Origin of the sequence: Saccharothrix variisporea (genome assembly GCF_003634995.1) — a bacterium.
GTDB classification, from domain to species: domain Bacteria; phylum Actinomycetota; class Actinomycetes; order Mycobacteriales; family Pseudonocardiaceae; genus Actinosynnema; species Actinosynnema variisporeum.
In genome coordinates this window covers 5,310,131-5,334,128 of the sequence record NZ_RBXR01000001.1, presented here as the reverse complement: position 1 = coordinate 5,334,128, position 23,998 = coordinate 5,310,131, and the positions used below count along the sequence as shown (strand labels likewise).

Genomic DNA, 23,998 nt, shown 5'->3' with positions numbered 1-23,998 from the left:
CTTTCTCAGGGTGTGCGGGTGTGGGCGCCCGCGGGCAGGACCAGGAAGGGACCGTCACCGCCCGGCCCGGCGTGGACCGCGCACGGCCCGGACGGCGTGTGCGACCAGGACGGCGTGTGTGACCAGGACGGGGTGTGCGACCAGGACGGGGTGTGCGGCTCGACGGGCGTGCTGCGGAGGACGCGCTCGGACGGCTCCGGCACGTAGAGCTGCCGGGGCTGGAACACCTCGGGCTCGGCGAACTCGGGCTCGGTGAACTCGGGCTCGGGCTCGGCCGACTCCGGTGCTGCCGGCTCCACGGACACCGGCTCCACGGACACCGGCTCGACAGACACCGGCTCGGCAGACACGGGCTCGACAGACGCGGGCTCCGCGGACACCGGCTCCGAGGACTCCTCCGGCTCTGAGGGCTCCTCTGGCTGCGGGGACTCCTCCGAAGGCGCGGGCGTGGGCTCGGGCGTCGTGGGCTCCTCGGGTACCGGGGACTCCTCAGGTGCGGGGGACTCCTCGGCCTCCTCGGGCTGCTCGGGCTGCTCGGGCTCCTCGACCGGCACCTGCCCCACCGGGGCCTCCACCGCCGGCGGCTCGGCCGCGGTCGACTCGCCGCCCTGCTGGTGCCCCAGCAGGAACGCCGCCACGACCGCCAGCGCGAACGCGGCGAACACCAGCAGCGTCTTCGGCTCGCGCCACGTCTGCTTCGGCTCGTCCTGCGGTGCGGGTGGCGGGGTGGCTCGTCGGCGTGGCATCGGCACGGCCCTTCCTCGTCGGGATCGCTCGACACCGGACGCAATCCGTCCGAACGGGCGTCCGACAAGCGCCCCGACCGGCCGGGACTGTCCCGGACGGCCGCGCGGCGACCGGGTGCGCCACGGCAGGAGTTGGCCGCGTGTTCGCGCTGCGTGGGCGGTGCGCGGGCTACGGTGATCGTGTGAAGGGGAGCGATTCGGAAACCAGGGTTCCGCGCCTGCTGCGGGTCAGCGCCGCGCTGAGTTGGCGGTTCGTGGCGGTCGTCGCCGCGCTCTACGTCATCGGCGTCGTCGTCGGGTACCTGACGACCATCGTCATCCCGGCCGGGGTGGCGCTGCTGCTCGCGGCGCTGCTGTCGCCGGCGGTGGCGCAGCTGACCCGGGTCGGCGTGCCCAAGGGCCTCGCGACCGGGTTGGTGCTGGTCGGCGGCATCGCCGTGGTCGGCGGGGTGCTCACCTTCGTCATCACCGAGTTCTCCAAGGGTCTGCCGGACCTGCAGAAGCAGGTCGGGGCGAGCCTCGACACGATCCGCGAGTGGCTGCGCGACGGCCCCGCGCACCTGACCGACGCCCAGCTCCAGCAGTACCTGGACCGGGTCGTGCAGACGATCAAGGAGAACCAGGCCGAGATCACCTCGGGCGCGCTGACCACCGCCGCGACCGTCGGCGAGCTGCTGACCGGCCTGATCCTCGCGCTGTTCACGCTGATCTTCTTCCTGCACGACGGCGACGGGATCTGGCGGTTCCTGATCCGGGCCGTCCCGGCGGACGTCCGGGACCGCGCGGACGTGGCGGGACGGCGCGGGTTCGCCTCCCTCGTGTCCTACGTGCGGGCGACGGCGCTGGTGGCCGTGGTGGACGCGCTCGGCGTCGGCATCGGCCTGTGGATCGTGGGCGTCCCGCTGGTGGTGCCGCTGTCCGCGCTGGTCTTCCTGGGTGCGTTCATCCCGATCGTCGGCGCGGTGATCACCGGCGCGGTGGCCGTCCTGGTGGCGCTGGTGGCCAACGGGTGGGTGGCGGCGCTGATCGTGCTGGCCATCCTGATCGGCGTGATGCAGCTGGAGTCGCACGTGCTGCAGCCGCTGCTGCTGGGCCGCGCGGTGAAGCTGCACCCGCTGGCCGTGGTCCTCGCGATCACGGCGGGCCTGGTCGTCGGCGGGATCTCCGGCGCGCTGCTGTCCGTGCCGCTGCTGGCGGTGCTGAACTCGGGCATCCGGTCGCTGCTGTCGGAGTCGGACAAGGCGGTCGAGCCCGAGCAGGTGGACGTCCACGAACCGCAGGAGACCGGGCCGGTGGACACCGGCGGCGAACGCGTCGAAGACCTGGAGGGCTAGGCCATCTCCACCAGGTTGCGGCCGTACCCCTTCGCGGCCAGCAGGGCGGCGTCGGCGGCCACCAGCAGGTCCGGCAGCTCGTAGCCGTAGCGCTGGGTGGTGGCCACGCCGATGCTCACGGTCAGCCCGGTCAGCAGGTGCTCGCGGCCGTCCGTGCCGACCGTGGTCACCGCCAGGCCCGCCACCGCCAGCCGCACGCGCTGCGCCACGGACCGGGCGATCGCCGGTTCGGCGTCGGGCAGCAGCACCACGAACTCCTCGCCGCCGAAGCGTCCGACCAGGTCACCGCGCCGGACGGTCCCGGACAGCAACAGGGCCACCGCGGACAGCGCCGCGTCCCCGGCCAGGTGGCCGACCTCGTCGTTGACCCGTTTGAAGTGGTCCAGGTCGAGCAGCATCACGGCCATCGGCCGGTTGCGGGCGCGGGCCTTGGACAGCTCGTAGCGCGCCTTGCCGTCCCAGTGCACGGCGTTGGCCAGGCCGGTCTTGGCGTCCCGCTGGGCCGACCGCCGCCAGTGCGGCAGCTGGGCCGCGCGTTCCAGCAACGCCATCGGGGCCGCCGCCATCAGCGCGTGCACGGGGGTGGCGGTCGCGACGAACCCCATCAGCCCGCCGATGCTCACCGCCACGATCCCCAGCACGGCGTCGATCGGTTCGCCGACGACCTCCTCGGCGGACGCGCGCGGGCTGCGCAGCTTGAGCCCGAGCGCGATGATCCCCGCCCGCAGGACCAGCAGGACGGCCGCGCCGAACACCATCACCACCAGCTCGCGGTTCGGGGTCATCCACCCCAGCAGCGCGCGGGTGGCGAACACCGAGATGGCGGTCGCGGACAGCGTGAACACCCAGCGGTGCGACTCGGGGCGCTGGGCCAGCACCCCGTGCAGCGCGGGCCCGAACAGCAGCAGGACCAGCAGGTTGCACGGCAGCGCGATCAGGCCGGCGGTCAGGTAGGTGAGGTGGGCGGCCCACGGGTTGCGCTCGGACTCGCCGATGCGGTGGCTGTAGATCGAACTGCCGATGATGACCGCGCCCGCGGTGCCGGCGATCGCGCCGAAGCGGGCGATGGCGTCGGGATCCGGGGTCGGCGAGGAAGCGATCACGTACACGACCACCGCGAGCGCGACCGCGTCGACGGCCAGCCAGTAGGCCAGGGCGGAGCGCCGCAGCGTCCACAGTGGCCAGTCGCGCACGTTCACCCCACCCCTCGCGCCGGAGTCGAATCGCGCGGTGTCCCCCGAAAGTCACACCCAGTAATGCAGGCCAGCCTTCCACACCCGCCGGCCGCGGAACAGACGGCCACCTGGGGGTTAGCTGCGCCACTCCGACACGGCAAAATCTCCGGTGAAGGGAGCACACCGTGCACACAGAGCCGGGCCGAACGGGTCCATCGGTGACCGGGGACCCGGTCGCGCACCTCTGGCGGGGAACCGTCGCACTACGGATCGTGACGTTCCTGTTCGCTGTGGGCAACGCCGTGGTCCACCACAACACCTACGAGCGGCCGTGGCTGGCCTGGACCGTGATCGCCGTGATGGCCGCCTGGACGGTGTTCACCAGCGTCGCCTACAGCCGCGAGGGCGGCCGGCGGCCGTGGCTGGTGTCCGCCGACCTGGGGCTGGCGTGCGCGTTGATGTCCCTGTCGCCGCTGATCATGACCGATTTCCAGTTCCTGTCGAACGTCCCGCTGATCACCACCATCTGGGCGTCCGGGCCGCCGGTCGCGGCGGGCGCGCTGGGCGGTTCGGTCGCGGGGGCGCTGGGTGGCCTGGTCGTCGGCCTGTTCACCTACCTGAGCCGGGGCGTGCTGAGCGTGGACCTGGTGCGGGACGTCGTGCTGCTGTCCGGCGCGGGGCTGGTCGTCGGCATGGCGTCCACGACCGCGCGCAAGTCGGCCGTCCGCCTGGAGCAGGCGTTGCGCACCGAGGCGGCCACCGCGGAACGCGAGCGTCTCGCACGGTCCATTCACGACGGTGTCCTGCAGGTGCTGGCACGGGTGCGCAAACGCGGCCTGGAACTGGGCGGCGAGGCGGCGGAACTGGCCGAGCTGGCCGGCGAGCAGGAGATCGCGCTGCGGTCCCTGGTGGCCGCCGCCCCCACCGAGTCCACTGTGGATGGCGACGCGGACCTGCGGCCGGGGCTGCAGCTGCTGGCGACGCCGCGCGTGCAGGTGTCCACTCCGGCCACCCAGGTCATGCTGCCCGCCGCGACGGCGTCCGAGCTGACCGCCGTGGTGCGCGAGGCGCTGTCCAACGTGGACAAGCACGCGCCCGGCGCGAAGGCGTGGGTGCTGCTGGAGGACCTGGGCGACGAGGTGGTGCTCAGCGTCCGCGACGACGGTCCCGGCATCCCCGAGGGGCGGCTGGCGTCGGCCGAGGCGGAGGGCCGGCTGGGGGTCGCCAAGTCCATCCGCGGCCGGGTCGAGGCGCTGCGTGGGACGCTGGAGCTGCAGACCGGCCCGGGGGAGGGCACTGAGTGGGAGGTGCGGGTCTACCGATGAGCGTGTCCGTGATGGTGGTCGACGACCACCCGATCTGGCGGGACGGGGTCGCGCGCGACCTCGCCGAACGCGGGTTCGACGTGGTCGCCACCGCGGGCGACGCGGCCTCGGCGGTGCGCATCGCGCGCGCCGTGCGGCCCGACGTGGTGCTGATGGACCTCAACCTGGGCGAGTCGACCGGGGTCGAGGCGACGACGGTGATCACCGGGTCGCTGACCGGGACCAGGGTGCTGGTGCTGTCGGCCAGCGGCGAGCACGACGACGTGCTGGAGGCGGTGAAGGCCGGTGCGTCGGGCTACCTGGTGAAGTCGGCGTCCGCGGAGGAGCTGGTGGAGGCGGTCAACCGCACCGCCGCCGGCGACGCCGTGTTCACCGCCGGCCTGGCGGGCCTGGTGCTGGGCGAGTACCGCCGCATGGCCGCGACCCCGGACGAGGACAAACCGCAGCTCACCGACCGCGAGACCGAGGTGCTGAGGCTGGTGGCGAAGGGCCTGACCGCCCGCCAGATCGCCAACCGCCTGGTCATCTCGCACCGCACCGTGGAGAACCACGTGCAGTCGACGCTGCGCAAGCTGCAGCTGCACAACCGGGTCGAGCTGGCCCGGTACGCCATAGAGCACGGCCTGGACGTCGAGCCGGAGGGGACATGACCGATCCGAGGCAGTGGCGGGTGTCCGACGCCGAGAGGGAACACGTGGTGGGCGTCCTGCAGAAGGCGATCGGGCGCGGCCTGATCGACCTGGACGAGTTCACCGAACGGGCCGACACGGCCCTGGCCGCCAAGACCCGCGAGCAGCTCAACACGGTGCTGATGGACCTGCCCGGCGTCGTGCACCCCGACCAGGTCCGGGCGGCGGCGACCGTCGAACCGCTGACCCTCAAGTCGACCATGTCCAACCTCCGCCGCAAGGGCTCGTGGACCGTGCCCCGGACCGTCCTGGTGCGCAACCGGATGGGGACGACCGAGCTGGACTTCCGGGAGGCGTCCATCCCGCACGCCGTGGTGGACGTGGAGCTGGACGTGCTGGCCGGGTCGGTGAAGCTGGTCGTGCCGGAGGGCGCGACGGTGAACACGGACGCGGTGGACCTGGCGGCGTCGTCGCTGAAGGACAAGGTCGGCGGCGTCGGCGGCCGCCCCCACTTCGTGCTGCGCGGCCACGTGACGGCGGGCTCGGTGGAGGTCAAGCGCAAGAAGAACTGGCTGCGCAACGCCTGACCCGTCGTGCGGGTCCGGGCCGGGCCGCCCAGGATCGGGGTATGCGTTGTCTGGTCACCGGTGCGACCGGGTACCTCGGTGGGCGGCTCGTGCCGCGGTTGCTCGACCAGGGGCACGAGGTCCGGTGCCTCGTGCGGGACCCCGGCAAGGTGCGGGACGTGCCGTGGGTGGATCGGGTCGAGGTGGTGCGCGGGGACGTGCTGCGGGACCTCGGGGAGGCCGTCGAGGGTGTCGACGTCCTCTACTACCTGGTCCACTCGCTGCACGACCCGGACTTCACCGACGCCGACCGCCGGGCCGCCGAGAACACCGCGCGGGCCGCGGAGGCCGCGGGGGTGCGGCGGATCGTCTACCTCGGTGGGCTGCACCCGCCGCACCCCGACCTCTCGCCGCACCTGGCCTCCCGCACCGAGGTGGGTGAGGTGTTCCTGCGGTCGGGGGTGCCCGCCGTGGTGCTCCAGGCCGCCGTCGTGATCGGGTCCGGGTCGGCGAGCTTCGAGATGTTGCGCTACCTCACCGAGCGCCTGCCGGTGATGGTGACGCCCCGCTGGGTGCACAACCGCGTGCAGCCGATCGCCGTGCGGGACGTCCTGCGCTACCTGGTCGCGTGCGCCGACCTGCCCGAGGGCATCAACCGGACGTTCGACATCGGCGGCCCGGACGTCCTCACCTACCTGGACATGATGCTGCGGTACGCGCGGGTCGCCGGATTGCGCCGGCGGCGGGTGCTGCCGGTGCCGTTCCTGACCCCGAAGCTGTCCGCCCACTGGGTGAACCTGGTGACGCCCGTCCCGCGCTCGATCGCCGCACCGCTGATCGAGTCGCTGGTGCACGAGGTCGTGTGCCGGGAGCACGACGTCGAGGCGCTCATCCCCGGCCCGACCACCGGGTACGACCAGGCCGTGCGGCTCGCGCTCAACCGCATCCGGGACGGCGAGGTGGAGACCCGCTGGTCCGGCGCGGCCACCCCGGGTGCACCTTCGGACCCGCTGCCCAGCGACCCGGACTGGTCGGGCGGCTCCTCCTACGTGGACGTCCGCGAGCAGCGCACGAAAGCCTCCCCGGAACGGCTCTGGGCGGTGGTGGAGGGCATCGGCGGCGAGCACGGCTGGTACTCGTTCCCGCTGGCCTGGGCCGTGCGCGGGTGGCTGGACCGGCTGGTCGGCGGGGTCGGGTTGCGGCGCGGCCGGCGGGACCCGGAGCGGGTGCACGTGGGTGAGGCGCTGGACTGGTGGCGGGTCGAGGAGGTCGAACGGGGGCGGCTGCTGCGGTTGCGGGCGGAGATGCGGGTGCCGGGGCTGGCGTGGCTGGAGCTCCGGGTGGCGGCGGCGGACGGGGGCGGGTCCACTTACCGCCAGCGCGCGGTGTTCGTGCCGCGCGGCCTCGCCGGGCACCTCTACTGGTGGCTGGTGTGGCCGTTCCACGGGCTGGTGTTCGGCGGCATGGCGCACAACATCACCAGTGAAGCGGAGCTTACAAGCGAGTTCAGAAAGTCCTGATGGACTGCACAAGCGGGACGGGAGCACACTGCCGGCATGAAGGCACTGGTCAAGGCGACCGCCGGGCCGGGACTGTCACTGGTCGACGTCCCCGACCCGACGCCCGGCTCGAACGACGTGGTCGTCCGCGTGCTGCGCACCGGCATCTGCGGCACCGACCTGCACATCGACTCCTGGGACGAGTGGGCCGCCCACAACATCCAGGCGCCCCTGGTCCTCGGCCACGAGTTCGTCGGCGAGGTCGTCGAGACCGGACCGGCCGTGACCGGCGTCAAGGTCGGCGACGTGGTCAGCGGCGAGGGTCACCTGGTGTGCGGCACGTGCCGCAACTGCAAGGCCGGCCGCCGCCACCTGTGCGCCCACACCCGCGGCCTCGGCGTGCACAGCGATGGCGCCTTCGCCCAGTACGTGGTGCTGCCCGAGCAGAACGCGTGGGTCCACCGCACCCCCGTCGACCTGGACGTGGCGGCGATCTTCGACCCGTTCGGCAACGCCGTGCACACCGCGCTGTCCTTCCCGGTCATCGGCGAGGACGTGCTGATCACCGGCGCCGGCCCGATCGGGATCATGGCGGCGGCGGTCGCCAAGCACGCGGGCGCGCGCAACGTCGTCATCACCGACGTCAGCGAGCACCGGCTGGACATCGCCCGCAAGGTCGGCGTGGACCTGGCGCTGGACGTGACCCGGCGGTCCATCGCCGACGCCCAGGCCGCACTGGGCATGACCGAGGGCTTCGACGTCGGCATGGAGATGTCCGGCAAGCCCGTCGCCCTCCAGGACATGATCGGCAACATGGCCCACGGCGGCCGGATCGCGATGCTCGGCCTGCCCGCCGAGGAGTTCCCGGTGGACTGGAGCAGCGTCGTGCTGAAGATGCTGCACATCAAGGGCATCTACGGCCGCGAGATGTTCGAGACCTGGTACTCGATGTCCGTGCTGCTCCAGCGCGGCCTCGACCTCACCCCGGTGATCACCCACCGGTTCGACTACACCGAGCACGCCGAGGCCTTCGCCACCGCCCGCGAGGGCAAGTGCGGCAAGGTCATCCTCGACTGGACGGGAGCCCACTGATGTACGGCGCGATGCGCGACGACCTGCGTTCCGGCCTCGACGAGATCCGCGCGGCGGGCCTGTACAAGGCGGAACGGGTGATCGGGACACCGCAGAACGCCGCCGTCCGGGTGGGCGCGGGCGACGAGGTGCTCAACTTCTGCGCCAACAACTACCTGGGCCTGGCCGACCACCCGAAGCTGGTGCAGGCCGCCAAGGACGCGCTGGACCGGTGGGGCTTCGGCATGGCTTCCGTGCGGTTCATCTGCGGCACCCAGGAGCCGCACAAGGAGCTGGAGAAGCGGCTGTCGGAGTTCCTCGGCACCGAGGACACCATCCTCTACAGTTCGTGCTTCGACGCCAACGGCGGCCTGTTCGAGACGCTGCTCGGCGCGGAGGACGCGATCATCTCCGACGAGCTCAACCACGCCTCGATCATCGACGGCGTGCGCCTGTCCAAGGCCCGCCGCTACCGCTACAAGAACCGCGACATGGACGACCTGGAGCGGCAGCTCAAGGACTCCGCCGACGCCCGCTACCGGCTCATCGCCACCGACGGCGTGTTCTCCATGGACGGCTACCTGGCGCAGCTGGACGAGATCTGCGACCTGGCCGACCGGTACGACGCCCTGGTCATGGTCGACGACTCGCACGCCGTCGGGTTCACCGGCCCGACCGGGCGCGGCACGCCGGAGCTGTTCGGTGTGCAGGACCGGGTGGACATCGTCACCGGCACGCTCGGCAAGGCGCTGGGCGGCGCGAGCGGCGGCTACACGTCCGGGCGCGCGGAGATCGTGGAGATGCTGCGGCAGCGGTCCCGGCCGTACCTGTTCTCCAACTCCCTGGCCCCGTCCATCACCGCCGCCGCGATCGCCGCGCTGGACCTGCTCAGCTCGTCCGGCGAACTGCTGGAGCGGCTGCGCGCGAACACCGCGTTGTTCCGGTCCCGGATGACCGAGGCGGGCTTCGACCTGCTGCCCGGCGAGCACCCGATCATCCCGGTGATGATCGGCGACGCCGCGGAGGCGTCCCGGATGGCGGACCTGCTGCTCGAGCAGGGCATCTACGTGATCGGCTTCTCCTACCCGGTGGTGCCGCACGGCAAGGCCCGCATCCGCACCCAGATGTCCGCGGCGCACTCGACCGACGACGTGAACCGGGCGGTGGACGCCTTCATCGCCGCCCGCGAGGCGATGCGCGGCTGACCCGTGAGGGGCTGACAATGGCCCGGTGATCGACCCCCGAAGGCTGCGCGTGCTGCGCGCGCTGGCCGACCACGGCACCGTGACGGCGGCGGCGCAGGCGCTGCACCTGACGCCGTCCGCCGTGTCGCAGCAGCTCGCCGCCCTGGAGTCCGAGGTCGGGCAGGAGCTGCTGCGCCGGCGGGGGCGGCGGGTGTCGCTGACGTCGGCCGGTGAGCTGCTGGTGCGCCACGCGAACGCCGTGGCGGCCGAGTTGGAGCGCGCGCAGGCGACGTTGGCGGGTCTGGCGTCGGGTACGGCCGGTCGGGTCGAGGTGGGCAGCTTCGCGTCGGCGATCACGCAGGTCGTGGCGCCGGCGCTGGCGCGGCTGCGGGTGTCCGCGCCGGGGGTGGTGGTGCGGGTGCGGGACGTGGAGGGGCACGCGAGCGTGCCGCTGCTGCTGGACGGCGAGATCGACCTGGCGATCACCGAGGAGTACCGGCCGCGCCGCGACGACGGCCGGCTGACCCGGTTCCCGCTCTACACCGAGCCGTTCGACGTCGTCCTGCCCGCCGACCACCGGTTGGCCGGGCGGGCGGAGGTGGACCTGCGGGACCTCGCGGAGGACGACTGGGTGGCGACGCTGCCCGGCAACCCGGTCCGGGACGTGGTGGAGCTGGCCTGCGGCGACGCCGGGTTCGCGCCGCGGATCGTGCACACGTCCGACGACTTCAGCGCCGTCGGGGCCCTGGTGCGGGCGGGCGCGGGCGTGGCGCTGGTACCGCGGCACGCGCTGCGCGGTGTCCCGGTCACCGGCACCGCGCCGCTGCGCCGGGTCTTCGCGGCGGTCCGCAAGGGCAGCGAGGACCACCCGCTGATCAGGGCGGTGTTGGATTGCGCGACTCCGTCGCGTGGCTAGAGGCCGGGGACGTGCACGGCCGGCGGCGGGCTGGCGGCCTCAGCGGTGGGCGGGCCTCAGCGGTGGGCGGCGAAGGCGACCGTCGTGGCGTCGAAGCCGCGGCCGTTGTCGTGCAGCGGGGTGCTGTCCAGGGCGCTGTGGTGGAACGTGGTCAGCACCGAGTTGTCCGCGCTGTCCAGCACGGTGGTGGTCTTGCCGCAGGCCAGGAACACGCGGCGGTCGCCGGGCGGGATGGCGAGGCTGCGCGCGTCGTGGCGGATGCGGGTGACCTGGTAGGTGGTGGTGTCCAGCACGGCGACCTCGCCGTCCAGCGCCACGTACACGTGCTCGCCGTCCGGGGTGACGGCGACGCTGCCCGCGCCCCGGCCGACCTTCTGCTTCCAGCGGACCCGGTGGGTCTGCGGGTCGATCAGGCTCACCGTGCCGGTGCGGTCGGACACCTCCAGCGAGCTGACGTAGACCGCGCTCCCGTCCGGGCTGACGGCGACGTTCTGCGGCAGCCCGCCGACGGCGACCGTGGCCACCGGGGACGACGACTTGGTGTCCACGACGGTCACCGTGCCGTCCTGGGAGTTGGCGACGAACACCAGGTCACCGTTGGGCGTGACCGCGATGCCCTGCGGCTGCCGCCCCACGCGGACGGCGGCGACCAGGTGGAACTCCCGCGTGTCCACCACGGCCACGACGTCGCTGCCGGTGACGTAGAGGCGCTCGCCGTTGGGGTGCAGCGCGGCGCGGGCCAGCTGCACGCCGGTGTTGATGCGGCCGGTGACCTCGCCGACCACCGCGTCGACGGCCGTGATGGTGCCCGCGTAGCCGTTGACGACGTAGACCCGGCTGCCATCCGGGGCGACCGCGGCGCCGGTGGTCCACGCGCCGGTGTCGGCCTCGACGCGGATGTGGCCGTCGACGGAGTCCAGCACCTCGACCTGGCCCTGCCGGGCGACGACGTAGGCCAGCGGGGCCCGGGTGCCGGCGGTGAGCACGGTCGGCTGCGGCGGGTCGCCGAAGGCCGGGACGACGGCGGTGCCGACGAGCAGCGCCGCGCAGACCAGGGCGGCTCGTCGTCGGACCATGCGCGAATGGGAGCACCTGCCGGCCGCGCCGATCCACTCCAGTCCTACCGACGAGTGATTTCTTCGCCGGAGCGAGTGATCTCGCGGGGGTGTGCCCGGCGCCGGTCGCTCGGGGGGCGAAACGACCGACGCCGGACCCCTGCCGGTGCTGGGCACCGGTGGTCGTTCCCCGACGACGTAGAACTACACCAGGTTGACGCACCGCGCCGCGTTTTGGATCCCGACCCGACCTAATTCGCGGAAATTCGTCTCGCCGCCACCAACTTGGCGTAGCGCGTGCCCGCCGTCAGGAGCACCAGCCCTGCGCCGATGAACGCAAGGACGCGGGCGACGCCGTCCAGCGCGGCCAGGTCGAACAGCAGCAGCTTGGCCACCGCCGAGCCGACGAGGACCAGCCCGGCGACCCGCAGCGACCGCACGTCGATGCCCCGCACGAGCAGCACGAGGGCGGCCAGCGTCCAGGAGACCGTGACGACGGAGTGGCCGAACAGGAACCCGGCCTCGGTCGGCGACACGAGCAGGGCCGAGCACAGCACGACCCCGGCCGTCGCGTAGAGCACGACCAGCCCGACGACCACCCACGGCAGCGGGTGCCGGTCCAGGACCGCGAGCCGGACCGCCGCACGGGGCAGGGCGATCGCGGTCAGCGCCAGCACCAAGGCCGCGAGCAGCCCGGTCACCAGGTCACCCGGCGCGGTCGCCGCGTGTGGCGGCTCCAGCAACAGGGCCGGCGGCACGGCGGCGGCGAGCGTCATCACCAGACCGATGCCGGCGAAGATCGCCGAGCCCAGCAGCGACCCGCGCGACCGCAGCCGGTCGGCCAACACCGCCAGCACCAGCGCCTCACCGAGCACGACACCCGCGCGAGCACTGCCGTCCAGGGCCAGCGCCGTGGACACGAACAACGCCAGCACCCCGACCGCGCCGACCCCGGCGGTGAACGCGGAGGGCAGCGACCGCCGCCCGACCACCCACAACCCGAGCACGACCAGCGCGATCACGCCCGCGAGCCCGGCACCCCACGACTTGTCCAGGACGACCGTCGTCAGCAGGGCGGGCAGCGGCGAGCCGACGGCGAGACCGAGCGCGGTGACGTCGTCCGGCCGGACCCGGACCGTGACGACCGCGGCGGCCACGCCGACCAACGCGGCGAGCAGGGCGAGACCGGCGAGCGTGCGGGCGTCCCGGGTGTGGCCCATGACCAGCACCGTCGCCAGGAGGGGCGGGACGCCCGCGGTGACGGCCAGCGACGGCCAGTCCTTGCGCAGGTGCACTGGAGCGGCGGCGATCTTCAGGACCAGCAGGAAGCCGACCAGCAACGGCGTGAAGCCTTCGGTCAGCACCGGCGCGCACACGGCACACGCGCCCACCACCCCGGCGGCGAACAGCGCCGAATCCCACCGCATCGCGAGCAGCAGACCACCGGCGGCGATGAGGAGCCCGGCGGCCAGACCGCCGCCCTCGGGGAGGTAGGCGTAGATGGAGGTGGCGGCGACGACATCCAGGTAGAGGACCGCGAACCCGGTAGCGGCGACGGCGAACGCGCCCGTGCGGGAGGTTTCGCTGCGGTGGAGGCGGAGGGCGATCGCGACCAGGACGGCACCGAGGAGTGCGCCGCCGACCACGCGCGGGACGGGGCCGAGGTAGCCGCGCTGGACGGCGAGGACGAGGAGCAGGACGACACCGAGCAACGTCACCGCGCCGCCGACCCAGGCGAGCAGCTTGCTACCGGCACCGGGCTGGCTGAGCCGGTCGAAGAGCGAGGGCCGCGGCGGCACGGGCGGCTGAGGTTGCTGCTGCGGCGGCTGCTGCGGCTGCCCACCCCACGGCACCGACTCGCCGGGCCACGGCGCGGGCGAGGCGGCGGACATGTGGGCGGGCGAGGCGGCGAACCCCGGCGCGGGCCAGGCGGCGAAATCGGGTGCGTGCGATGCGGCGAATTCCGGTGCGTGCGAGGCGGCGGATCCCTGCGCGGGCACCTGCGGGAGCGGTTCGCCGGACGCGCTCCAGCCCTCCCAGCGCGGGGCCGCGGCGGGAGCAGGCCCTGCGGGCGGGGCAGGCGCAGCTGCGGCGGGCATGGACGCGGCGGGCGAGGCAGGAGCGGGCGCGGCCTGCGCGGGTGTGGCGGGCGCGGCGGGAGCGGGCGCGGCGGGAGCGGGCGCGGCCTGCGCGGCTTGCGCAGGCGCGGCTTGCGCGGCAGGTGCGGGCGCGGCGGGAGCAGGCGCGGCGGGAGCGGGCGCGGCGGGAGCGGGCGCGGCCTGCGCGGCTTGCGCAGGCGCGGCTTGCGCGGCAGGTGCGGGCGCGGTGGGTGCGGGCGCGGTGGGTGCGGCAGGTGCGGGCGCGCCTTGCGCGCCTTGCGCGGGTGTGGCGGGTGCGGCAGGAGCCGGCGCGGCTTGCGCGGGCGTGGCAGGAGCGGGCGTGGCAGGAGCGGGCGCTGCGGCGGGCGGCTGCGGTTCGGCGGTTGTCCGCGGTGCGGTGGGCGCTTGCTCCGCAGGCGCCGGGTGTGGCCTCCGGCCCCCGTCTCCATCTTCCCACCGGGGTACGACATCGGTGGGCGTGGCGGTGGGGGAAGCGGTGAGGGTGGTGTTGCGGAGTTCCGCGCCCACCGCCTCCAAGCGGCGGCCGAGGTGGCCGAGTTCGTCCGCCAGCCGTATGAGGGGGTCCTGTCCAGTCATGTGACCAGGGTCGCGCCGATCCGGCGCATCCGGATCCGTACCTCTACTCACTCCGCCATACCGAACCGGTCACGACCCCTGAATCGTGAAACTTGACAGCGACCCCCGTGTAACCGATTAACTTCCCCCCTGTAATCGTTACCACGTGACCGAGGAGGTGCAGAGCGTGACCACGATCAAGGACGTCGCGCAGCACGCCGGGGTCTCGACCGCGACCGTCTCCCGCGTCCTCAACGGCCACGCCGCCCCGACGCCCGAGACCCGCACCCGCGTCCTCGCCGCCGTCGAAGAACTCGGCTACCGCCCGAACGCGCTGGCCCGCTCCCTGCGCACCACCTCCACCAAGACCCTCGGCCTGGTGATCAGCGACCTCGTCAACCCGTTCTTCGCCGAGATCGCCCGGGCGGTCGAGGAGGAGGCGCGGGCGCACGGCTACTGCGTGATCGTCGCCAACGCCGACGAGTCCGCCGACCAACTCCTGACCTACGTCCGCACGCTGCTCGACCGCCGCGTCGACGGCCTGCTGGTGTGCCCGGCGACCGACGACCCGTCGTGGCTCGCCGAGGTCGAGGAGCGCGGCGTTCCGCTCGTCCTCCTGGACCGGACCGTGCCGGACGCGTCCTGCCCGGTGGTCCGCGCGGACGGCGCGCAAGCGCTCGCGGACCTCGCCGAGGCGCTGAAGGCCGCCGGTCACCGGACGGTCGGCGTGATCGCCGGGCCGCCCGACACCAGCACCGGCCGCGAGCGCCTCGAGCAGTTCGCGCGCGGTGGGCTCCAGCTGCGGGTCGTGCACGGTGACTTCCGCCGGGAGAGCGGTGCGCGGGCCGCGGCCGAGCTGCTGGACGCGCCGGACCGCCCGACCGCCCTGGTCGCGATGGACAACCTGATGGGCCTGGGCGCGCTGGAGGAGCTCCGCCGCCGCGGCCTGACCGTGCCGGCCGACGTGGGCTTGGCCGTGTACGACGACCAGCCGTGGTTCCCGCTGCTGGACCCGCCGATCACGGTCATCGCCCAGCCCACCGTCGAGATGGGTCACGCCGCCGCCCGCAGCCTGCTGGCGCTGGTCGCGGGCGAGCAGCCGGCGGACGTCCAGCTCACCGCGCGCCTGGTCGTGCGGGGTTCCCTCGGGGAGGCGACCGGTGCTGCTTGAGGCGCGGGACATCGGCAAGAGCTTCACCGGCGTGCGCGCGCTGGACGGCGTGGACTTCGACGTCCGCCCCGGCGAGGTGCACGTCCTGCTCGGCGAGAACGGCGCGGGCAAGTCCACGCTGGTCAAGGTGCTCGCCGGGGTGCACCACCCGGACACGGGGACCGTCGAGCGCCACGGCAGCCTGGCCGTGATCCACCAGGAGCTGACCCTGGTGCCGCAGCTGTCGGTCGCCGAGAACCTGTTCCTCGGCCGCCCGCCGCGCCGCTTCGGCATTGTCGACAAAGCGCGAATGCGACAAGACGCCAAGGCGCTCCTGGAACGCGTCGGCCTGGACGTCGACCCGACCACACCCGTCAGGGACCTCGGCATCGCGCAGCAGCAGATGGTCGAGATCGCCCGCGCGCTGAGCCTGAACGCCCAGCTCCTGGTCCTGGACGAGCCGACCGCCGTCCTCACCGACACCGAGACCGACCGGCTGCTCGACATCATGTCCGAGCTGCGCGCGCAGGGCGTCGGCCTGGTCTTCATCACCCACCACCTGGACGAGATCCGCCGGGTCGCCGACCGGATCACGGTCCTGCGCGACGGCCGCAGCGTCGGCACCCTCCCCGGCACGGCCACCGTCGAGCACATGATCGAGCTGATGGTCGGCCGCACCATCGACGAGCAGTACCCGCGCCGCCGCACCGAACCCGGCGAGGTGCTGTTCAAGGTCGAGGGCCTGACCCGGCGCGGCGCCTTCCACGACGTCTCCTTCCACGTCCGCGCGGGCGAGGTCGTCGGGGTCGCGGGCCTGGTCGGCGCGGGCCGGACCGAGGTGGTGCGGGCGGCGTTCGGCGTCGACCCCTACGACTCCGGGACCGTCGAGGTCGCCGGGCGCAGGCTGCCCGCGCACGACGTGCAGGCCGCGGTGCGAGCCGGGCTCGGCCTGGTCCCCGAGGACCGCAAGGGCCAGGGCCTGGTGCTCACGTCGACAGTCGGCGACAACCTCGGCCTGGTCACCATGAAGTCGGCCACCAGGGCCGGCCTGGTCGACCGCGCGGCACAGCGGGACCGGGCCGCCGAGATGGCGAAGTCGTTGCGGGTCAAGACCTCCGGCCTCGGGCAGCAGGTGCGCGAGCTGTCCGGCGGCAACCAGCAGAAGGTCGTCATCGGCAAGTGGCTGCTGGCCGACCCGCGCGTGCTGGTGCTCGACGAGCCGACCCGCGGCGTGGACGTCGGCGCGAAGGTCGAGATCTACGAGCTGGTCAACCGGATGACCGCGGCCGGCCGCGCGGTCGTGCTGGTGTCCTCCGACCTGCCCGAGGTGATCGGGATGAGCGACCGGGTGGTCGTGATGGCGCACGGCCGCGTCGCGGGCGAACTGCCCGCCGGCACGACCCAGGACAAGGTGATGGCGTTGGCGGTTCAGGAGTTCCCGGCATGACAACGGTGGCCAGTCGCAAGAACTTCAAGGTGCTGTCCGACAACGGCGCGCTCGCCGGCCTGCTGGTGCTGGTGGTGGCGTTGTCGCTGCTCGCGCCCTCCTTCCTGACCACCCAGAACCTGCTCAACGTGGGCGTGCAGGCGGCCGTGGTCGCGGTGCTCGCGTTCGGGTCGACGTTCGTCATCGTGTCCGGCGGCATCGACCTGTCGGTGGGCAGCGTCGCGGCGCTGTCGGCGATGGTCGGCGCCTGGTCGTCGGCCGAGGCGGGCCTGCCCGGACCGGTCGCGCTGCTGCTGGGCCTGGCCACCGGCGTGGTCGCGGGCCTGGTCAACGGCGCGCTGGTGTCCTACGGGAAGCTGCCCGCGTTCATCGCCACGCTGGCCATGCTCAGCGTCGCCCGCGGCCTGACCCTGGTGGTGTCGCAGGGCAGCCCGACCGCCACGCCCGACGTCGTCAGCTCGCTCGGGTCGAACCTCACCCCGTACCTGCCGGTGCCGCTGCTGGTGATGCTGGTGTTCTTCGGGATCACCGGGTTCGTGCTGTCCCGCACGTACTCCGGCCGCGCGATGTACGCCATCGGCGGCAACGAGGAGGCCGCGCGCCTGTCCGGCATCGACGTGCGCCGGCAGAAGCTCGTCGTCTACGCGCTGTCCGGCCTGTTCGCGGCCGTCGCGGGCATGCTGCTCGCCGGTCGCCTGTCCTCCGCCGGCCCGCAGGCCGCCGTGGGCTACGAGCTGGACGCGATCGCGGCCGTGGTGATCGGCGGCGCGTCGCTGTCCGGCGGCGTCGGCCGCGCCACCGGCACGCTGGTCGGCGCGCTCGTGCTGGCCGTGCTGCGCAACGGCCTCAACCAGTTGCAGGTGTCCCCGTTCTGGCAGCAGGTGGTGATCGGCGCGGTGATCGCGCTGGCCGTCCTGCTCGACACGCTTCGCCGCCGTACCCGATGAAAGGAATGACGAAGATGAAGTTCCGCGGTGTCGCCGCGCTGTCGGCCGTCGCCCTGGCGGCGCTGACCGCGTGCGGTTCGGGGGCGTCGGCAGGGGGCGGTGGCGAGATCACCGTCGGCCTGGCGATCTCCACCCTGGACAACCCCTACTTCGTGGCCCTGAAGGAAGGCGCCGAGAAGGCCGCCGCCGAGCTGGGCGTGAAGCTGACCGTGGTGGACGCGCAGAACGACGCCACCAACCAGGTCAACCAGGTGCAGACGTTCACCACCCAGGGCGTCAAGGCGATCATCATCAACCCGGTCGACTCCAAGCAGGCCGCGCCCGCCGCCAAGGCCGCCGAGAACGCCAACATCCCGCTGGTGGCCGTGGACCGCTCGGTGGACCAGGGCAAGGTCGTCTCCGAGGTCGCCTCCGACAACGTCCAGGGCGGCACCCTGGCGGCGATCGAGCTGGGCCGCGCGGTCAGCGGCGAGGTTGTGCACCTCCAGGGCATCCCCGGCGCGTCGGCCGCCCGCGACCGCGGCCAGGGCTTCGAGCAGGGCCTGAACTCCGGCGGCATCAAGGTCGTGGCGAGCCAGCCCGCGGACTTCAACCGCGCCAAGGGCCTGGACGTGATGACGAACCTGCTCCAGGCCAACCCGGGCATCAAGGGCGTCTTCGCGGACAACGACGAGATGGCGCTGGGCGCGATCAAGGCGCTGGGCGACCGGGCCGGCAAGGACGTCGCCGTGGTCGGGTTCGACGGCACGCCGGACGGCCTGAAGGCGGTCGAGGACGGCACAATGGCCGCGACCATCGCGCAGCAGCCCGACGTGCTCGGGCGCAAGGCTGTCGAGCAGGCGGTCAAGGCGGCGCGCGGCGAGGCGGTCCAGGAGGTCGTCGACGTCGAGGTCAAGGTCGTGACCAAGCAGAACGTCGCCGAGTTCAAGAAGTGAGTCGCGCAGTGGGCGTACTGGTGCTGGGCTCGGCCAACGCGGACCTCGTCGTGGCGGTGGAACGCCGTCCGGGCGGCGGGGAGACGGTCCTGGGCGGCGACACGGTGGTGATGCCGGGCGGCAAGGGCGCCAACACGGCCGTCGCCGCCGGTCGGCTCGGGTGCGACGTCGCGCTGGTGGGTGCGGTGGGCGCGGACCAGTACGGCTCGCTGCTGCGGGAGTCGCTGGCGTCGTCCGGGGTGCGCACGGACCTCGTGCGCACCTCCGAGCGGCCGACCGGCATCGCGTACATCACGGTCACGCCGGACGGGGAGAACTCCATCGTCGTGGCGCCGGGCGCGAACTCGGACGTGTCACCGTCCGATGTGGACTCGCTCGACTGGGCCGGCGTCTCGGTGCTGGTGTGCTCGCTGGAAGTGCCGCTGTCCACCGTGGAGCACGCTCTCGCGGTCGCGGCGGCGCACGGGGTGCGGTGCGTGCTCAACCTGTCCCCGGTGGCGCCCGTGTCGCCGGAGGCGCTGGCCCTGCTCGACCCGCTGATCGTGAACGAGCACGAGGCGCTGTCCCTGGCGGACTCGTTCGCCGGCTTGTTGACGCTGGGCCCGAAGTCCGCGGTCGTCACCCTGGGCGGACGCGGAGCCGCCGTGGTCACCGCCGACGGCGTGGTCGAGGTGCCCTCGCCCGCGGTGGACCCGGTGGACACGACCGGTGCCGGTGACGCCTTCTCCGGCGCCCTGGCCCACCGGTTGTCCTCTGGTGACGACCTGGTGGCGGCGGCGCGCTACGCCGCACGGGTGGCGGCGACGTCCGTGACCCGGCCGGGTGCGCAGCCGTCGTACCCGACACCGGACGAGGTGCTCGCGTGAGGCGGACGGGCATCCTGCACGCGGAGCTGAACGCCGAGCTGTCCCGCCTGGGGCACACCGACGAGGTCGTGGTGGCGGACTGCGGCCTGCCCATCCCGGCGGGTCCGGTGGTCGTCGACCTGGCCTTCACGTTCGGGGTGCCGAGCTTCCTGCAGGTCGTGGACGGCCTGCTGGCGGAACTGGTGGTCGAGCGCGCGGTGGTCGCGGCGGAGTTGGACGACCGCAACCCCGCGTGCGCCCGGGCGCTGGCCGACCGACTGCCGCTGATCGACCGGATCAGCCACGAAGACCTGAAGGCGAGAACGGCCGGCGCCCGCCTGGTCGTGCGGACCGGCGAGGCGACCCCGTACGCGAACGTCCTGCTCCGCTGCGGCGTGCCGTTCTAGGCAGCCCCGGCACCGCTCACCGATCCGCGCTCGTCGTTCCGGTTACCCCCGGCACGACGACCCCCGCGCCGAGTCCTCCGCGCCCACCTCCCGCCGCGGACCGCACCCGGCGCACCCGCGACCCCCACGGCACTGCCCAGCCGTGGGGGTCGCGCTGTACCGGACCGCCGGCGTGAACTGCTCGCTCGACGGGTTAAGACTCCGTTTCCTGCGGTAGCGGACTGGCCGGTAGTGGCGTTGGCTGGTTCACGTCCCCCCGACTCGAAGGGTATGGTCTAGACCATGTCGAGCGCGCGGCTGAGCGGTGTCGGTGTGAGTTCCGGTCGGGCCTCCGGGCCCGTGGTGCGGGTGGCCGAACCGCTCGGCGAGCCACCGGCCGAGCCCGTGCCCACCGACGTGGCGGCGGAGGCCGCGCGCATCCGGCCGGCTGCGGACGTCGTCGCCGAGCGGCTGTTCGACCGCGCCGCCCGCGCGACCGGGGACGCGAAGGCCGTCCTGGAGACCACCGCCGCGATGGCCGCCGACCCGGCGCTGCTCGGCCAGGCGGAGAAGCTCGTCGCCGAGCAGCAGCTGCCTGCCGCGCGTGCCGTGCACCAAGCCGCCGCCGGGTTCATCACGGCGCTCGAAGCCGCCGGTGGCTACATGGCCGAACGCGCCCGGGACGTGCAGGACGTCCGGGACCGCCTGGTCGCCGAGCTCCTCGGCGTGGCCCCGCCCGGCGTGCCCGACCTGGCCTCGCCGAGCGTCCTGGTCGCCCGCGACCTCGCCCCCGCCGACACCGCCGGCCTCGACCCGGCCAAGGTGCTCGCCCTGGTCACCGAGGAGGGCGGCCCGACCTCGCACACCGCGATCCTGGCCCGTGCGCTGGGCATCCCGGCCGTCGTCGCGTGCCGGGGCGTCCTCGCCTCCGACGCGGCGGCCCTGCTCGTGGACGGCGACACCGGCGTGGTGCAGGCCTCCGACGGCACGGTCCGCGCCGCGCACGTCGCCGGCAAGGCCGAGTGGAACGGGGTCGGCGTCCTGCGCGACGGGTACCGGGTGAAGGTCCTGGGCAACGTCGGCTCCCCGGCCGACGCGGTCGCCGCGGCCGCCGCCGGCGCGGAGGGCGTGGGCCTGTTCCGCACCGAGTTCTGCTTCCTGTCCTCCACGCAGGAACCGACCGTCGAGGACCAGCGCGCGGCCTACGCCGCCGTGCTCGCGCCGTTCGCCGGCAAGCCCGTCGTGGTCCGCACGCTGGACGCCGGCGCGGACAAGCCGCTCGCGTTCCTCGAACCCGATCCGGAGCCGAACCCGGCGCTGGGCGTGCGCGGCCTGCGCGTGGCGTTCGACCGGCCGGACGTGCTGGACCGGCAGCTGGAGGCGATCGCGCTGGCCGCGAAGGACAGCGGCGCGGACGTCTCGGTGATGGCGCCGATGGTCGCGACCGCCGCCGAGGCGGCGTGGTTCGTCGAGCGCGCGCGCAAGGCCGGCATCGAACGCGCCGGCGTGATGATCGAGGTCCCGGCCGCCGCCCTGGTCGCCCGCGAGATCCTGGCCGTGGTCGACTTCGTCTCCCTGGGCACCAACGACCTCGCCCAGTACACCTTCGCCGCCGACCGCCAGGTGGGTGCGGTGGCCGCGCTCAACGACCCCTGGCAGCCCGCCCTGCTGCGCCTGGTGCAACTGGTCGGCGAGGCCGGCACCGCGCTGGGCAAGCCGGTGGGCGTGTGCGGCGAGGCCGCCGCCGACCCGCTGCTGGCCTGCGTGCTCACCGGTCTGGGCGTGACGAGCCTGTCCATGAACCACACGGCACTGGCCGGCGTGGGCGCGAAACTGGCGTCCACCAGCTTCGACCTGTGCCAGCTGGCGGCCCGTGGCGCGCTCGGCGCGGCGGACCCGGCGTCGGCCAAGCTCGCCGCCCGCGCACCCCACTAGACGCCGGAGGGTCCCGTTGGCGAGACAACGGGACCCTCCGGAGGAGTCACACCCGAGCGGGCACTCGCTCGTCCTCGACCGGCGGCGCCTCCTCGTGGATCGCCATCCGCTCCTGGATGCGCCGCAACGGCCCCGGCGCCCACCACGCGGCGTTGCCGAGCAGCTTCAGCACGGCCGGCACCAGCACCATCCGAACCACGGTCGCGTCCAGCGCCAGCGCCAGGATCATGCCGACGCCCACGAACCGCATCATCGCGATCTGCGAGAACGCGAACGCGCCCGTCACCACGATCAGCAGCAACGCCGCCGCCGTGATCACCCGGCCGGTCTTGGCCAGCCCGGTCGACACCGCCTCCTCGGTCGACGCGCCGCGCCCCCGCGCCTCGACCATGCGGGACATCAGGAACACCTCGTAGTCCGTGGACAGCCCGAACACCATGGCCGCCATCAGCACCACGATCCCGGACTCCAGCGGCCCCGGCGTGACGCCCAGCAGCGAAGCGCCGTGACCCTCCTGGAACACCCACACCAGCACGCCGAACGTCGCCGACAGCGACAGCGCGCTGACCACGACCGCCTTGATCGGCAGCAGGACCGACCCGAACGCCAGGAACATCAGCACGAACGTGGCGCCGACCAGCATCAGCACCATCCACGGCAGCTGCGCCCGCACGGCGTCGAGGCTGTCGGACACCACGGCGGTGTTGCCGCCCACCAGCACCTCGGTGCCGGGTCCGTCCAGCGCCCGGATGTCCTTGAGCGCCTGCTTGGCCTGGTCGGACAGCTGGTCCTGCTCCAGACCCGCGTTGACCAGCCACACGCCGTTCTTCGGCTCGGCGGCGACCTTCGCCTCGCCGACCCCGGCCACGTCACCGACGCGGGCCACGAACGCCTGCACGTCGGCCGGCGCCGGGTCACCGGTGATGACGATCTTGATGGTGCCGGACGCCAGGCCGGGGAAGTCGTTGTTGATCGACTCGGCCGCCACGCGCACCGCGTTGCCCTCGGGCAGCACCTTCTCCGTGACCTGGCCGAACTTCACGCCCAGGAACGGCGCGCCCAGCGCGACCAGCACCGCGATGATCGGCACGGCGAACAGCACCGGCCGCTTCATCACCACGCCGGCGAGCTTGCGCCAGCCCTTCTCCGACGGCTCGCCCTTCTTGCGCCACGGCATGGACAGCTTGTCCACGCGGTGCCCGAGGACGCCCAGCAGCGCGGGCAGCAGGGTCAGCGACACGACCATCGCGATGGCGACCGCGGACATGCCGCCGTAGCTGAGCGACTTGAGGAAGCCGTGCGGGAACAGCAGCAGCCCGGACAGCGCGATCACCAGCAGCGTCGCCGAGAACACGACCGTGCGACCGGCGGACATCACGGTCCGCTGCACGGCCTGCTCGGTGGTGCGGCCGGCGGCCAGCTCCTCGCGGAACCGACCCACGATGAACAGGCCGTAGTCGATCGCCATGCCCAGGCCGAGCAGGCTGGCCACGTTGACCGCGAACGAGTTCACCTCGGCGCCCAGCGAGATGGCGTGCAGGACGCCCAGCGACCCCATGATCGCCAGACCGCCGACCAGCACCGGCAGGGACGCGGCGACCAGCCCGCCGAAGATGACGATGAGCAGGAGCAGCACGATCGGCAGCGACACGGCCTCGGCGGTGGCGAGGTCCGACGACGACATGTCGTTGATGGCCTTCTGGGTCGGGACGAACCCGCCCACCACCTCGCTCACGCCGTCGACGTGCAGCTGGTCCTTGATCTGCTCGTACTGCTTGACGTGGGTGTTGGAGTCGCTGCCGCGCAGCGTGATCGCCACCAGCGACTTGCCCGCCGGGGGCGACGGGTACGGGTCCTGCACCGTGAGCACGGCGTCGGTCGGCAGCCCGGACAGCTGGGTGTCGATCTTCTGCAGCAGGACCGGGTCGACCGTGTCGTACACGACGACGACGTCACCGCCGGTGCGGCCGAACGCGTCCTGCGCGACCTTGTTGGCGCGGGCGGACTCGCTGTCCGGGGCGTCGTACCCGCCCTGGCTGAGTTTGTCGAACACCCCGAGGCCCCACACGCCGCCCGCGACGGCCAGCACCACCGTCGCGATCAGCACCACCCATCGGCGGCGGTACGCCAGCGATCCCCACTTCGCGAACAAAGCGTCCTCCCAGGCTGATGCGTTAC

At 73.2% G+C, this 23,998-nt stretch carries 20 protein-coding genes; 15 read left to right on the top strand and 5 right to left on the bottom strand.

The window, feature by feature from the left end; genetic code table 11:
- Nucleotides 1–5: 5 nt before the first annotated feature.
- Nucleotides 6–746: a hypothetical protein gene (locus DFJ66_RS42935; protein WP_170199628.1), complete on the bottom strand. Its 741-nt coding sequence runs from the start codon at nt 744–746 to the stop codon at nt 6–8.
- 182 nt (nt 747–928) lie between these two features.
- On the opposite strand from DFJ66_RS42935, the gene DFJ66_RS24035 reads away from it, so the two are divergent.
- On the top strand, nt 929–2,080 hold the full coding sequence (locus DFJ66_RS24035; RefSeq protein WP_121231646.1) for an AI-2E family transporter: 1,152 nt from the start codon (nt 929–931) through the stop codon (nt 2,078–2,080).
- On the opposite strand, the gene DFJ66_RS24030 is transcribed toward DFJ66_RS24035, so the two are convergent.
- A complete protein-coding gene (locus DFJ66_RS24030) occupies nt 2,077–3,273 on the bottom strand; it encodes a GGDEF domain-containing protein (protein WP_121231644.1) in 1,197 nt (398 codons plus the stop codon). The two genes, DFJ66_RS24035 and DFJ66_RS24030, sit on opposite strands and share 4 nt — an antisense overlap.
- Before the next feature lie 167 nt (nt 3,274–3,440).
- Between DFJ66_RS24030 and macS the strand changes: the two genes are divergently transcribed.
- The 7 genes from macS to DFJ66_RS23995 are packed head-to-tail and all read left to right on the top strand — an operon-like array spanning nt 3,441 to nt 10,445.
- Nucleotides 3,441–4,580: a MacS family sensor histidine kinase gene (macS, locus tag DFJ66_RS24025; protein WP_121224000.1), complete on the top strand. Its 1,140-nt coding sequence runs from the start codon at nt 3,441–3,443 to the stop codon at nt 4,578–4,580.
- Entirely contained in the window at nt 4,577–5,230 is a 654-nt protein-coding gene (locus DFJ66_RS24020; RefSeq protein WP_121223998.1) for a response regulator, read from the top strand. Before macS ends, DFJ66_RS24020 begins: the two co-directional genes overlap by 4 nt.
- A complete protein-coding gene (locus DFJ66_RS24015; protein ID WP_121223995.1) occupies nt 5,227–5,796 on the top strand; it encodes a DUF1707 SHOCT-like domain-containing protein in 570 nt (189 codons plus the stop codon). The genes DFJ66_RS24020 and DFJ66_RS24015 overlap by 4 nt, the downstream gene beginning before the upstream one ends.
- Nucleotides 5,797–5,837: 41 nt before the next feature.
- Nucleotides 5,838–7,295: an SDR family oxidoreductase gene (locus DFJ66_RS24010; protein WP_121223993.1), complete on the top strand. Its 1,458-nt coding sequence runs from the start codon at nt 5,838–5,840 to the stop codon at nt 7,293–7,295.
- A 36-nt stretch (nt 7,296–7,331) separates the two neighbouring features.
- The gene (gene tdh, locus DFJ66_RS24005; RefSeq protein ID WP_121223990.1) at nt 7,332–8,366 is read left to right on the top strand and encodes an L-threonine 3-dehydrogenase; all 1,035 of its coding nucleotides are present in this window, start codon (nt 7,332–7,334) and stop codon (nt 8,364–8,366) included.
- Entirely contained in the window at nt 8,366–9,550 is a 1,185-nt protein-coding gene (locus DFJ66_RS24000; protein WP_121223987.1) for a glycine C-acetyltransferase, read from the top strand. The genes tdh and DFJ66_RS24000 overlap by 1 nt, the downstream gene beginning before the upstream one ends.
- Before the next feature lie 25 nt (nt 9,551–9,575).
- A complete protein-coding gene (locus DFJ66_RS23995) occupies nt 9,576–10,445 on the top strand; it encodes a LysR family transcriptional regulator (protein ID WP_121223985.1) in 870 nt (289 codons plus the stop codon).
- A gap of 56 nt (nt 10,446–10,501) precedes the next feature.
- Here DFJ66_RS23995 and DFJ66_RS23990 read toward each other — a convergent pair whose 3' ends face one another.
- Both DFJ66_RS23990 and DFJ66_RS23985 read right to left on the bottom strand, forming a co-directional pair.
- Nucleotides 10,502–11,521: an outer membrane protein assembly factor BamB family protein gene (locus tag DFJ66_RS23990; RefSeq protein ID WP_121223983.1), complete on the bottom strand. Its 1,020-nt coding sequence runs from the start codon at nt 11,519–11,521 to the stop codon at nt 10,502–10,504.
- A 230-nt stretch (nt 11,522–11,751) separates the two neighbouring features.
- Nucleotides 11,752–13,500 carry a DUF2339 domain-containing protein gene (locus DFJ66_RS23985; RefSeq protein WP_211351296.1) on the bottom strand — a complete coding sequence of 583 codons (1,749 nt, stop codon included), beginning with the start codon at nt 13,498–13,500 and terminating at the stop codon, nt 11,752–11,754.
- Between the two features lie 841 nt (nt 13,501–14,341).
- On the opposite strand from DFJ66_RS23985, the gene DFJ66_RS23980 reads away from it, so the two are divergent.
- The 7 genes from DFJ66_RS23980 to ptsP all read left to right on the top strand — a co-directional run bounded on the left by DFJ66_RS23980 (nt 14,342) and on the right by ptsP (nt 21,820).
- Nucleotides 14,342–15,346, top strand: a complete 1,005-nt coding sequence (locus tag DFJ66_RS23980) for a LacI family DNA-binding transcriptional regulator (RefSeq protein WP_246029883.1) — start codon at nt 14,342–14,344, stop codon at nt 15,344–15,346.
- Complete coding sequence (locus DFJ66_RS23975) at nt 15,336–16,772, top strand: sugar ABC transporter ATP-binding protein (RefSeq protein ID WP_121223978.1); 1,437 nt, start codon at nt 15,336–15,338, stop codon at nt 16,770–16,772. The genes DFJ66_RS23980 and DFJ66_RS23975 overlap by 11 nt, the downstream gene beginning before the upstream one ends.
- Nucleotides 16,769–17,719: an ABC transporter permease gene (locus DFJ66_RS42930; RefSeq protein ID WP_170199622.1), complete on the top strand. Its 951-nt coding sequence runs from the start codon at nt 16,769–16,771 to the stop codon at nt 17,717–17,719. The genes DFJ66_RS23975 and DFJ66_RS42930 overlap by 4 nt, the downstream gene beginning before the upstream one ends.
- A 14-nt stretch (nt 17,720–17,733) precedes the next feature.
- Nucleotides 17,734–18,654, top strand: coding sequence for a substrate-binding domain-containing protein (locus DFJ66_RS42925; RefSeq protein WP_170199620.1), 921 nt, complete (start codon nt 17,734–17,736; stop codon nt 18,652–18,654).
- 8 nt (nt 18,655–18,662) lie between these two features.
- Complete coding sequence (locus tag DFJ66_RS23965; protein WP_246029882.1) at nt 18,663–19,520, top strand: ribokinase; 858 nt, start codon at nt 18,663–18,665, stop codon at nt 19,518–19,520.
- Nucleotides 19,517–19,906 carry a D-ribose pyranase gene (gene rbsD, locus DFJ66_RS23960; RefSeq protein WP_121223976.1) on the top strand — a complete coding sequence of 130 codons (390 nt, stop codon included), beginning with the start codon at nt 19,517–19,519 and terminating at the stop codon, nt 19,904–19,906. Before DFJ66_RS23965 ends, rbsD begins: the two co-directional genes overlap by 4 nt.
- Nucleotides 19,907–20,188: 282 nt before the next feature.
- Nucleotides 20,189–21,820 carry a phosphoenolpyruvate--protein phosphotransferase gene (ptsP, locus tag DFJ66_RS23955; RefSeq protein WP_121223974.1) on the top strand — a complete coding sequence of 544 codons (1,632 nt, stop codon included), beginning with the start codon at nt 20,189–20,191 and terminating at the stop codon, nt 21,818–21,820.
- A gap of 46 nt (nt 21,821–21,866) precedes the next feature.
- Here the strand turns inward: ptsP and DFJ66_RS23950 are convergent, their stop codons facing one another.
- Nucleotides 21,867–23,972 carry an MMPL family transporter gene (locus tag DFJ66_RS23950; protein WP_121223972.1) on the bottom strand — a complete coding sequence of 702 codons (2,106 nt, stop codon included), beginning with the start codon at nt 23,970–23,972 and terminating at the stop codon, nt 21,867–21,869.
- Between the last annotated feature and the right edge of the window lie 26 nt (nt 23,973–23,998).

Coding starts and splice junctions, on each gene's coding strand:
- DFJ66_RS42935 (WP_170199628.1), bottom strand. CDS start 746: ATGCCACGCCGACGAGCCACCCCGCCACCCGCACCGCAGGACGAGCCG.
- DFJ66_RS23990 (WP_121223983.1), bottom strand. CDS start 11,521: ATGGTCCGACGACGAGCCGCCCTGGTCTGCGCGGCGCTGCTCGTCGGC.
- DFJ66_RS42930 (WP_170199622.1), top strand. CDS start 16,769: ATGACAACGGTGGCCAGTCGCAAGAACTTCAAGGTGCTGTCCGACAAC.
- DFJ66_RS24010 (WP_121223993.1), top strand. CDS start 5,838: ATGCGTTGTCTGGTCACCGGTGCGACCGGGTACCTCGGTGGGCGGCTC.
- ptsP (WP_121223974.1), top strand. CDS start 20,189: ATGTCGAGCGCGCGGCTGAGCGGTGTCGGTGTGAGTTCCGGTCGGGCC.
- DFJ66_RS24000 (WP_121223987.1), top strand. CDS start 8,366: ATGTACGGCGCGATGCGCGACGACCTGCGTTCCGGCCTCGACGAGATC.
- DFJ66_RS24020 (WP_121223998.1), top strand. CDS start 4,577: ATGAGCGTGTCCGTGATGGTGGTCGACGACCACCCGATCTGGCGGGAC.
- tdh (WP_121223990.1), top strand. CDS start 7,332: ATGAAGGCACTGGTCAAGGCGACCGCCGGGCCGGGACTGTCACTGGTC.
- DFJ66_RS42925 (WP_170199620.1), top strand. CDS start 17,734: ATGAAGTTCCGCGGTGTCGCCGCGCTGTCGGCCGTCGCCCTGGCGGCG.
- DFJ66_RS24015 (WP_121223995.1), top strand. CDS start 5,227: ATGACCGATCCGAGGCAGTGGCGGGTGTCCGACGCCGAGAGGGAACAC.